The 11,690-nt window shown below is 43.8% G+C and carries 10 protein-coding genes; 7 read left to right on the forward strand and 3 right to left on the reverse strand.

Features of this window, described 5'->3' with window-relative positions; translation table 11 throughout:
- Positions 1 to 26 precede the first annotated feature (26 nt).
- Together A3860_RS11570 and A3860_RS11575 are read left to right on the forward strand one after the other, a co-directional pair.
- The gene (locus A3860_RS11570) at positions 27 to 1,292 is read left to right on the forward strand and encodes a GAF domain-containing sensor histidine kinase (protein ID WP_158085210.1); all 1,266 of its coding nucleotides are present in this window, start codon (positions 27 to 29) and stop codon (positions 1,290 to 1,292) included.
- Positions 1,293 to 1,459: 167 nt separating this feature from the next.
- On the forward strand, positions 1,460 to 2,506 hold the full coding sequence (locus A3860_RS11575; RefSeq protein ID WP_081146863.1) for a methyltransferase: 1,047 nt from the start codon (positions 1,460 to 1,462) through the stop codon (positions 2,504 to 2,506).
- A gap of 47 nt (positions 2,507 to 2,553) precedes the next feature.
- Here the strand turns inward: A3860_RS11575 and A3860_RS11580 are convergent, their stop codons facing one another.
- Positions 2,554 to 4,053, reverse strand: a complete 1,500-nt coding sequence (locus tag A3860_RS11580) for a hypothetical protein (RefSeq protein ID WP_081146864.1) — start codon at positions 4,051 to 4,053, stop codon at positions 2,554 to 2,556.
- 302 nt (positions 4,054 to 4,355) lie between these two features.
- On the opposite strand from A3860_RS11580, the gene A3860_RS11590 reads away from it, so the two are divergent.
- The 3 genes from A3860_RS11590 to A3860_RS11600 all read left to right on the forward strand — a co-directional run bounded on the left by A3860_RS11590 (position 4,356) and on the right by A3860_RS11600 (position 9,243).
- On the forward strand, positions 4,356 to 5,969 hold the full coding sequence (locus A3860_RS11590; protein ID WP_081146866.1) for a S41 family peptidase: 1,614 nt from the start codon (positions 4,356 to 4,358) through the stop codon (positions 5,967 to 5,969).
- An 8-nt stretch (positions 5,970 to 5,977) separates the two neighbouring features.
- Positions 5,978 to 7,786 carry a DUF885 domain-containing protein gene (locus A3860_RS11595; RefSeq protein WP_081146867.1) on the forward strand — a complete coding sequence of 603 codons (1,809 nt, stop codon included), beginning with the start codon at positions 5,978 to 5,980 and terminating at the stop codon, positions 7,784 to 7,786.
- A gap of 146 nt (positions 7,787 to 7,932) precedes the next feature.
- Positions 7,933 to 9,243 carry a thioredoxin family protein gene (locus A3860_RS11600; protein WP_081146868.1) on the forward strand — a complete coding sequence of 437 codons (1,311 nt, stop codon included), beginning with the start codon at positions 7,933 to 7,935 and terminating at the stop codon, positions 9,241 to 9,243.
- Positions 9,244 to 9,249: 6 nt separating this feature from the next.
- On the opposite strand, the gene A3860_RS11605 is transcribed toward A3860_RS11600, so the two are convergent.
- Both A3860_RS11605 and A3860_RS11610 read right to left on the reverse strand, forming a co-directional pair.
- On the reverse strand, positions 9,250 to 9,663 hold the full coding sequence (locus A3860_RS11605) for a hypothetical protein (protein ID WP_081146869.1): 414 nt from the start codon (positions 9,661 to 9,663) through the stop codon (positions 9,250 to 9,252).
- 120 nt (positions 9,664 to 9,783) lie between these two features.
- Positions 9,784 to 10,749, reverse strand: coding sequence for a GlxA family transcriptional regulator (locus A3860_RS11610; RefSeq protein WP_081146870.1), 966 nt, complete (start codon positions 10,747 to 10,749; stop codon positions 9,784 to 9,786).
- Between the two features lie 126 nt (positions 10,750 to 10,875).
- Here A3860_RS11610 and A3860_RS11615 point away from each other — a divergent pair, with 126 nt between their 5' ends.
- Entirely contained in the window at positions 10,876 to 11,277 is a 402-nt protein-coding gene (locus A3860_RS11615) for a VOC family protein (protein WP_262497297.1), read from the forward strand.
- 12 nt (positions 11,278 to 11,289) lie between these two features.
- The gene (locus A3860_RS11620) at positions 11,290 to 11,676 is read left to right on the forward strand and encodes a DoxX family protein (protein ID WP_081146872.1); all 387 of its coding nucleotides are present in this window, start codon (positions 11,290 to 11,292) and stop codon (positions 11,674 to 11,676) included.
- The last annotated feature ends 14 nt before the right edge of the window (positions 11,677 to 11,690 follow it).

Genomic DNA, 11,690 nt, shown 5'->3' on the forward strand with positions numbered 1-11,690 from the left:
AACCGAATGAAATACAATCCTTGCATATGCAGCTCAACGAGGCCAAAAAGAAGATTGAGCTCATTCGGGCCGTTACATTAGACCTGAACAAAATGGTAAGCCTGCAGGAAAAGCTTTACAATATTTTAAAGATCCTGCACGACCAGTTCTTCATTAACTACAGCATGATTTTGCTGCCCGGCCCTGAAAGCAAATACCTGACAGTGCAAGCCCACTACGGTTACGAAACAGACTATAAGGGTATTTCTATTCCAATGGGCTCAGGCATTGCCGGGTTGGCAGCCCTCAAAAAAATACCTATCAATATTACCGGCATCCGCCGGAAACGGCTGTATTTGAACATCGCTTCCCAAGGCGCGCAGGCGGCTTTGCCTCAGTCACCCGGACTTGACGATCCTGAAAGTCAGATTGCCATTCCGTTGGTATCGAACAATGAACTGGTGGCCGTGCTCCTGGCCGAAAGCTATAATATTAGTGTCTTCAACAAGGAAGACGAGGCATTTCTGATCACGCTTTCGCAATCCATTGCCGTCTCCATTCAAAACTCGATCTTATTCGACACCATGGAGAACGTGATTGCCAAACGCACTGAAGAACTGGAGCGCAGTAACAAAACCAAGGACCGGCTGTTCTCCCTTATCAGTCACGACCTGCGTGGCCCCATTACTTCCTTTCACAATATTGCCAGGCTGGTAAGCCATTATAACCGCCAAAACGAAAAAGAGAAGATTGAACAACTTTCGCACCGCATTGACCAATCGGTTGACAAACTCAATGTCCTGCTCGACAACCTGCTTAACTGGGCGTTGGCTCAAACAAAAGAACTTCAATGCCGGCCGGAACGGCTTAATATCATTACGCTTTTAACTGAAGTAATGGAAATGTTTGGTGATCATCTTGCACTGAAAAATATCAGTCTTTGTACCATGCAAGGCAGTTGCCTGCATATAGAAGGCGATTACCACATGCTTTCTGCAGTTTTCCGCAACCTGTTAAGCAATGCCATTAAATATACCCCCCGCAACGGGCAGATCTTAGTAAACATCCATAGTGATAATGCGCATGCGCTTGTTGAGATCCATGATACAGGCATTGGTATTCCGGCCGAAAAGCTTGGCGCCATCTTCATGCCCGACGAAAAAAAGAGCACCCGTGGCACCGATAACGAAAAAGGCACTGGATTGGGGCTACTGGTTGTTCATGAGTTTGTTCAATTGAACCAGGGTTTTATTCGAATTGAAAGCGAACCCCAACAAGGGACGAAGGTAACAGTGGGCTTACCGTTGAAGTAGCATTTCTTTCCAATCTAGGATTTTCATTCCTCATTAATACTAGTTGATTCCCATCTCTTCGACGTTCATTGCATTAGCCCTGAAAAAATCTTTTTACAGAGGTAGTTTCGTAATGCTTATTCAAATCATACAACACAGTCAATTTCTAATTCTTAAAAATCTGAATTATGCTTACGGAAACAATCTCGGGCAATACAGTACTTACACCCACCCGCATCATGCAAACAGGATTTGCATTCTGGTCGTCGAAAGTTTTGCTATCGGCCGTTAATTTTAAGTTGTTTACACTTCTTGCGCATGGAAGTAAAACCGCAGAAGAGATCAGAACGGCCCTGGACCTTCAGCAAAGAGGACTTCCCGATTTTCTGGATGCGCTGGTAGCCCTGAATTTTTTATACCGGCATGGCAATGGCTCCGAAGCAAAGTATTGCAACACCCTGGAGTCGGATACCTACCTTGATAAAAACAAGGCAACTTATGTAGGCGGAATATTGGAAATGGCCAACAACCGGCTCTTTCCGGTTTGGAGCCATTTGGAAGAAGCTTTGCAAACCGGACGGCCGCAAAACGAAGGTAAAAACGGGGCAAAGCCTATATTTGAAACAATGTACAGCGATGAAAAACGGCTGGAGGAATTTATTGCAGCCATGGGTGGTATACAAATTGGAAATTTTATCGAATTTGCACGACAGTTTAATTTTTCGGGGCATTACACACATTGCGATGTGGGTGGCGCCGGTGCAAATCTCTCCATTCAAATTGCCCTTCATAACCCTGCTATACAATCGATCAGTTGGGATTTACCCAAGGTAGAGGCTATTGCAGCCCGTAATATTCAACTGAACAAATTAGGAGACCGGGTAGTGGCAAGATCAGGCGATTTCTTTACCGATGAATTTCCCAGGGCCGATGTGATCACCATGGGTAACATTCTGCATGACTGGGACCTGGAACAGAAAAAACTACTCATCCAAAAAGCTTATAATGCCCTGCCAGCTGGTGGTGCATTGGTGGTAATTGAAAATGTCATTGATGACGAGCGCAGGGAAAACGCCTTTGGTTTGCTGATGTCACTGAACATGCTGGTTGAAACGTATGGTGGTTTTGATTATACAGCCGCTGACTTTACCAGCTGGGCAAAAGAAACCGGCTTTACACAGGTAGATATCATGCATCTCACTGGCCCTGCCAGCGCCCTGATCGCCTATAAATAAAGAAGAGCGAGAGTGGTTTGAACCGGTTCCCACTCTCCCACTTCTTTTCAATTTGCATCTTTTGCAGTACCGCCACCTAAAGGCAAACCCCGATAACTACGTGGTGTTGCTTCACATTCCTTCACAGGAAGTGATACGCTGCTCTCTTTACGGCCGGGGCCCACCGGAAAACGTGTATTGGAATAATTACTTATTACATTACCCGAGGCGTCTGTTATATTGGCCCTGTTGGCCACCAACTGGTAGGTGAATGGTGTATTGGAAGTACCGCCGTGTAATTCAATTACATCAAAACCGCCGGTTGTTTTATTGGTCACATACACACCATTACATTCACCTTCCAATTGTATAAATACTTTCAGAGGTTTATCAGGGGTCACGGTAATATTTCGCGCCAATACAGGATCAATACTAATATGGGCCCTGCCATTGACCAGTTGTCCCGTACCCATATCCTGAAACAATACTTCGGGCGATTCAGTGCAATACATTACCCTGTTGCGCCCCTGGTCATCCTGTACCATGGTAGATTTAACCCCGTTTGACAGAATAGCATAATCGGTTCCGTTATACCTTCCGCCGATATAGGCAAAAGAGTTTGCGCCGGGCAGATAATCAAGATAGCCGGCCCATTTATTGTTGGCAACAGCTGTTGAAGCAGTACTGGCAAATGCTTCCAGCCCAAAATTTTCTCCCTGTGCCACTACGCCGGCGCCCGACCCGGTATTATTGAAGGTTGTCATATTATTGCCCAGGCCCACTACTCCAATTCCATTGGCATTGGTATTGGTGCCACGTATACCGCTATTGGTTGTACTATTGGTTGAACCCGTTACTCCATTTCCTGAAGTGGAAAGACCAGATACTCCCGTACCGGTTGAAGCGCTATAACCCATTACACCCGTGCCTGTTGAAGAATTACTACCCATTACCCCAGCGCCGGTAGAAGTGTTTTCGCCAGATACGCCATATCCTGTACCCGAATTTTGCCCGTACACGCCTGAATATGCACCGCTGCTAAACCCATTAATTGGATAATGTATTGTAGAAGATAGAGCACCGGTAACGCCGGCGCCTATGCCCTCCAGCCCATCATCTGAAAATTTAACGGTGGTACCATTAATGATCACCTGTCCGGCACTTTTCACGCGCATTCTTTCCGTATTATTCGTTTTAAGAGTTACATCCACTGCATCTGTGGTGCCTAAAAAATTGGTACCGGCTGTGGTGCTGGCATTGCCGGTTGTTTGCCAGGTATTATTAGCGGTGGTCAATAGTAGCCAATTGGGCGTAGCCGGTGTTCCGTTGTTATAATAAAAGCCCGCAGGGGCAGTGGTTTGGTATACCAACAAACCGGTAGCCGGTGATGCAATAGCCAGCCGCTGTACATCTGTCATAGAGGGAATTAACAAACCTGCGGAAGTGCTTTTTATATGCAGCATGGCGCTGCCGTCGGGTGGTGAACCATCATTATTAATACCTACACTTTGTGCCTGCGCAAAGGCTGCCGGCACAATACACAAACAGATAAATATTATTTTTTTCATATTGAACGGCTGGTAATTAGTAAACTGCAATAGCAAGGTGAAATGTCATTGCAACTTACATATATGACCCGCCGGGCGCGGCAATATATACGTGAACAACGGGATTTTGTATGTGAACGCAGGCTGGCCCACAGCCTGAAATAAGCAGAAAACCGGCCATATTTCGATTGCAGGCCTGGCGCTACAATTCCGTAACCACATGAATAAGAAAATGGAAATGTTAACAGCTTTTTCTCCTTCCATTATGTACATTGCGTTCCTCACAATCCATTACCAATCAAATAATTTAAACCTGTCACACAATGAAAAAAACTGCTATAGCCTGGGCATTGGTCACTCTTCTTACAATCGCCTCTATTCCCTCTTTATACGCGCAGAATTCGGATAAAGCGGCGGCCCTGGCAGCCAATTTCGCAAGCGGGGCAAATGAGATCTCAGATTATAACACGGCCTGCTATTTTGCTTTGTCGGGAAATAAAAAGCTGGCCCTGATATACCTCACCAAAGCAGTGAAAGACGGATTTAGCCAACCCAAAACCATGTTGGAAGACACCGACCTTTCTACCCTTCATAATGAGCCGGAATGGTCAATGCTGGTAAAGCTGGTGCGGGAAAATGAGTTAAAAGAAGCCACTGAAAACAATTTATTTTTTAATCAACCTGGCTTTTGGGAATCGAAGTCTTTCAAGACCCCCTATCGAGAAAATATCTCTGAAGATGAAAAAGTCGCCGGACTGTCAAAGTTTTGGTCAGAAGCCAAATACAACTTTGTCAATTTCGACCTGGTTCCTGAAATAAATATTGACTCATTGTATTTTGAGTATCTGCCTAAAGTAAAAAACACCCAATCTACCCTGGAATATTATACGGTGTTAACAGAAATGTGTGCGAAGCTAAAAGACGGGCATACCAATATTCTTGCACCCGATGAATTGCGGAATGACGTATACGCAAGGCCGCTTGTTCGCACCAGGTTAATTGAAGATAAAGTTTTAATTATTGAAGCAGACAGTGCTTTGCAAAAAAAGGGTATTAAAACAGGAATGGAGATTGTAACGGTGAATGGGCTGCCGGTTAAGGAATATGCCGCCAAATTTATTACGCCGTATCAAAGTGCTTCAACTTTACAGGAAAGGAATACCAGAAGATATGATTTTGCATTGCTTGCCGGGTCCATCAAACAACCTGTTTATTTAAAACTCGCAGACGAAAAAGGAAAGGTTTCTGAACATACCATTTCGCGGGTAACCCCGGAAGAACGGTCTTCAAAAATGAGTTATCCTGCTGCCGAGTATAAACTGCTACCGGGTAATATTAGTTATTTGGCAATTAATTCCTTTGCTACAGATACAGGATCAAAAGTATTTGCCAGCAAATACAATGAAATGGCCCAATCGAAAGCCATCATCCTTGATGTGAGAAATAATGGCGGCGGCAGCACGGATCTGAAAATCTTAAGATACTTCCTTGATACTACCACCCTGGTTGATAAGATGTATACAAGAAAATATATTTCAACATTCAGGGCCTGGCAATTACCACAGAGCACCATGAGAAATGATAATATCATCACTCCTTACAAATTGCACCTGAATGCTAAACCGCTTATTATATTGATAAGCCCCAGAACATTTTCTGCAGCAGAAGATTTTGTCGCTGCTTTTAAAGCGGCAAAGGTGGGAACCATAATTGGTGAGGCTTCAGGTGGCAGTACCGGTCAGCCATTAGTCATTACCCTTCCCGGACACCTAACTGCCCGTATTTGCACCAAGCGCGATCAGTTGCCCAACGGGGACGAATTTGTAGGCAAAGGCATTCAGCCCGATATAACCGTATCACCTACAATAAGTGATATTCGCAAAGGGGTCGATACGCAGTTGGAAGCCGCATTAAAAGAGTTAAATAAATTAAAGTAAATTGGTCCATGAATAAATTATTTCCGGCATTTCTGATAGTAGGCGCACTGGCAGCATGCAAAAACAAGGTAACGCCTGCCACCCCTGCAGCCAGTAATAAGGAACTGGCCGCCCTTTTTGAAAAATATTATAATGGCCGTATGGCGTTATTGCCTGTTGAGGCTACTATCAACGGCGACACCCGGTATAACGACCAGCTACCGGCTGAATTTACCGATAGCTACCGGGGAAAACTAAGCGCCTTTTTTACAGAAAACCTCCAGGCTGTTCAGCAATTCAATCGCGAACAACTCAATGAAACCGACCGCACCAGTTATGATATCTTCAAACGAGAAATGGAAATGAGTATTGAAGGCCTGCAATATCAATATTTTTCCACCACCGACTATACCATCGATGGGCATGTGCCCTTTAACCAGTTTTATGGCTTACCACTTTCTTTCGGACAAATGGGAAGTGGTGCGGGTGCTCAACCTTTTAACACGGTACGCGATTACGACAACTGGCTAAAAAGGGCCGCGGCCTTTCCGGCCTGGGCCGACAGCGCCATCGTTTATTTCAAAAAAGGAATTGCCGCCGGCAATGTATTACCAGCCAAACTGGTCGTAAAAATGATCACCCAAATGCAAAACATGGTTGCCAGTGATGTAACCAAAAGTTTATATTATGGTCCCGTAAAAAACATGCCCGACAGTTTTCCTGATTCAGATAAAAAAAGACTGGCCGCTGCTTTTACCCCACTCATTCAAAGCACCCTGTCGCCTGCTTTTCAAAAGCTGGCCGACTTCCTGAAAAAAGAATACCTGCCTACAGCCAGAACAAGCACTGGCATTAAAGAGGTTCCCAATGGGCCCGAACTGTACAATTTCCTGGTTAGGTATTGGACCACAACCGCTAAAAAACCTGACGAAATTTATAACACAGGTTTGGAGGAAGTAAAACGTATTCGCGGTCTTATGGATAGCGTGAAAAATTCGGTAGGATTTAAAGGCGACCTGAAAGCTTTTTTTGAATACATGCGTACCAACAAACGTTTTATGCCTTATAAAAAACCCGAAGAAGTACTGAACGCCTTCAGAAACATACAGGCCCGCATAGAACCTCACCTGAAAGACATGTTCGGTCATACGCCGAAAATGAAATTCGAGATCAGGCAAACAGAAGCCTTCAGAGCAGCCAGCGCCAGCGCCGAATATAAACAGGGTACTGCCGACGGAAAGCGTCCCGGCATTTTTTATGTACCTATTCTGGATGCCACCACCTTCAACACCACCAGTGGCATGGAAAGTTTATTCTTACATGAAGCCATTCCCGGCCACCATTACCAGGTTAGTTTAACATTGGAAAATACTTCCCTGCCTACGTTCAGGCGTTATTTATGGTATGGCGCTTACGGTGAAGGATGGGCGTTGTATTGTGAAAGCCTGGGTAAAGAACTGGGCCTGTACACAGACCCCTATCAGTATGCTGGCGCCCTTGGTGATGAAATGCATCGCGCCATCCGGTTAGTGGTTGATGTGGCCATGCATGCAAAAAACATGACCCGCGAAGAAGCCATTGCCTATATGATGGCGAACGAGGCCATATCAGAAGAAGGCGCCACTGCAGAAATTGAACGGTACATGGCTCTTCCGGCGCAGGCTTTAAGCTATAAGATCGGTGCCCTGAAGATCCGTGAACTGCGGAACAAATACAGTCAGGAACTGCCAACCAAATTCAGCCTGTCGGCCTTTCATGATGAATTTCTTCATTTTGGTTGTATGCCACTTGACCTGGTAGAACAGAACATGGATGAGTGGGCAGCTGCACGTAAATAAACGGGAATCGAAATAATTCAAACCCCTCCTAATGCACGGGAGGGGTTTTTGTTTTAGCAATATCCGCCAGCAGCGTACTGGCTCCGCTCACCACATTTTTTTGTTGCTTTTTGAAAGGATGGGTAAATTGTAGAAAAGCCTGTCACATGCCTCAGTATACGAAACCTGTCCAACGCAACCGGGGATCACGACTACTTCGCCGGAATTTTAATCACTTATTGACTTATTCTGCCATACCTATTTTCCTGTTCCTGATGCTTCCCGGGTTAACCGCACCCGTTGCCGCACAGGAAACAGGCGTTCATTTCGAACACAATCTTAGCTGGGCCGAAGTGCAGGCCAAAGCAAAAGCAGCCAACAAATACATTTTCATGGATTGTTTTACCACCTGGTGCGGTCCCTGCAAGTATATGCGTACTACTATTTTTCCGCAGCAGGAAATGGGAAACTTTATCAATGACAAATTCATAAGCGTTGAAGTACAGCTGGATACCACGGGCAAAGACGATGACCATGTGAAAAGCTGGTATGCCGATGCCCATGCTATCATGACCCAATATGCGATCAAAGCCTTCCCTACCTATCTTATTTTCGCGCCCGACGGACGGGTGCTGCACCGGATCGTTGGCGGCAATTCGGTTAAAGGATTCATTGGGGAATTGCAGGAATCTTTTGACACCACCAAACAGTATTATACAAAATTGAAGCAGTTTGAAAACGGTCGGCGCGACAGTGCTTTTCTACGCCAGTTTGCCATACAGGTCAGCGATGCCTATGATCTGCCCTTAGGCAAAAAAGTAGCTAAGGCATACCTGGCCGGTCAAACAAACCTTTTTACCCCGGCAGCGCTTGACCTCATAAACCTGTACACCACGCGTTCATCCGACCAATATTTTGATTTCCTTGCAAAAAACGCTACTAAAATAGACGGGGTGATAGGAGCCGGAAAGACTGAGAAAAAGATCAGGACCATTTTCCTGAACGAAGGCGCAAGGATTCGCTGGGACGATAAAAATGCTACAGCCTGGAAGAATTATCAAAAAAAGATCGCAGCCACCTTACCGGCCGAAGCAAACGAAATAACATTACGCATTAATGTTAACTTTTATCGTGGCAAAAGGGATTGGCCCAATTTTGAAAAGGCCATCGGTTCCTATTTGAAGCAGTACAGCAAGCAAATGACCGACGATGAGTTGAATAGTATTGCCTGGAATATTTTCGAAACCTGCCCCGACATGAACTGCGTTTCAAAGATCCTCGACTGGAGCAGCCCGCTGAAAAATTCAAAGGAGCCGGCCTTTCTGGATACCTATGCCAACCTCCTGTATAAATTAGGTAAAAAAGAGGAAGCAATTGCCATGGAACAGAAAGCCGTTGATCTCAGCCCGGAAAATGACCGGGCTGCCAACCAGGCAACGCTCGACAAAATGAAGAAGGGTGAAAAGACGTGGAATTAGTTACGCTTATAAGCCAACTAACGGCACCAGGCATCGCACATCTTTTTCATTCTGATATATTTCCAGGCAATAACCTTTCGGATCTAAATCAGGATGTTGTAAAAGCTTTTGAAAAGTGCGGCCAATTATCGATTCATCTTTTTTCCAATCTGACAACCACTCACTGGCGTAAGTTCCCTTTCTTACAATGAAGAGCTTACAACCGAGTTGCGCTCCTTCACCCGGAAAAGATTCTTCGACACCGGCCTTATAAACAATTTGACGGTTTTCATTTGGGTAACTGATCCCATATTGAACTCTTTTGCTGGCATCTGAAAGTAATGAATGTAGTTTTTGAAAAGCCTCTCCTACTCCTTCAGGAAATGATACGGCCTCAACATACAGGACCTTCAGGTCTTTCTCAATGATATAATTTTCCATATTTACCGCTTTAAGAATTTCAAAGCTACAATCAGTTAATTTTTTTTGAAGGGTGCTATCCTGACAAACTAAGGGGGTAATTGCGACATAATCCTAAGAATTGCCTGGAGTGTTTCGGGATCACCGTTTATACTTATTTTTATAATCGAAAGGGGTCATCCCTGTTATTTTCTTAAAAACCTCCCTGAAGGCCTGAACATCGGAATATCCTACATTATACATTACTTCGTTTATTGACTTGCGGCCAATCTCTAATTGCTTTTTTGCAGCCTCAATTTTTACTTTTTGAATATACTCGGCTACCGTATTCCTGGTGGCATTTTTAAAGCGCCGTTCAAATGTTCGTTTTGTAAGATGGAATTTTTCTGCAATTTCATCTACAGACAACTTATTCGAAAAGTTTTTTTCAATGAATTCCTGCGATTTTAAAATGATCTTATCCTCATGATCTTTCAGCCCCTGAAATACGATAAATACAGATTGATTCGACTTATCAATGTCAATTACGAAGAATTTAGCCAGCTTAATTACCAACGCCCGGGAAGTGTATTTTTCCATCAGGTGCAATAACAAATTCCAGTATGCATTATTTCCTCCACTGGAATACAAACCTTCCTGGTCAGTTACTATTCTTTCATCTACAAGATTTACAGAAGGATAAAAATACCTGAATTCGTTCGCATATTCCCAGTGCGTTGTACATTCTTTCCCTTCTAAAATTCCGCTAAAGGCCAATAAAAATGCGCCTGTACACAAACTGGCTACTTCAGAACCGTTTTTGTAAGCCCCGGCAATCCATATTGAGCAGTCTTTATTTAAATAGGTAGCACTGGTTGCATGTCCGGTCAAAGAAGGGATGATTATTAAATCAGGATAGCCTGCTTTATCAAATGTTGTATCGGTTTTTATGACATACCTGCCGCCGTTTAATTTTACTTCATTGGTGAACCCTATCACATTGACCCTGAACATAGCTGGTTCTCCATTTTTTATCAAATAGTCATTGGCCTTTTCAAAAAAGTAAACCGAATCTGTAATAGATCCGGGGTTAGCATTTTTAAAAGCCAGGACAGCAATTGTTTTCATTTAACAAATGTAGCGAATCCAAATGTCGCATTTACCCCCTCAACAATGTCGTTTTCACACAGCATAAATGTAATTTCTTACTGATAATTTTGTGTCATGCTTAGTACAAATCCATACTTCAACTTCATGGGCACTACAGAAGAGGCCATGAACTTTTACAAATCCGTTTTTGGTGGAGAGTTCACCATACTTCAACGGTATAAAGACATTCCTGGTGGCGAGAAAATGCCAATTGAAGAACAGGATAAATTAATTCATATCTCATTAACAACCCCCAAAGGCCATGTTTTTATGGCAACGGATGTGCTGGAATCAATGGATCAAAAAATAACAGCAGGCAATAATTGTCGTATAGCTATTCATACAGAAAGCGAAAACGAAACTAAAAAACTGTTTACGGGTTTGTCTGCTGGTGGTAAAGTTGAAATGCCATTGAACAAAACCTTTTGGGGAGCTTTCTGTGGTATGTGTACCGATAAATATGGAATTCAATGGTTGCTGAATTATACCTATCCGCTAAACAAATAAATATCAAACAAAATGAATACTACTCACAACATTGGCTTTTGGATTGGCCAGGTATTAAAGGTATTAATGCTGCTTTTCCTTGCATTTGATTCAATCACAAAGATCATAAAACATCCTCAGTCAATGGAAGCATCAATCAAATTGGGAATAGCTTCCAACCTCGTTCCGGCACTGGGCATTATGCTGCTAATTTTCACCATCCTGTATGCCATTCCATTAACAAGCATGGTTGGATTAATTCTTATCACTGTCTATTTGGGCGGAGCTACGGCCATAATGATCCAGGCCAACATGCAGGGCCATCCCTACTTCTTCCCGGTCTTTTTCGGAATTGTTTTATGGATTGCTCAATTATTGATCACTCCGGATATCAAAAAGCTGATCTTTTCAATTAAGTAATGGCCGGGTTTTTA

It is taken from the genome of Niastella vici, from assembly GCF_002077945.1.
GTDB lineage: Bacteria > Bacteroidota > Bacteroidia > Chitinophagales > Chitinophagaceae > Niastella > Niastella vici.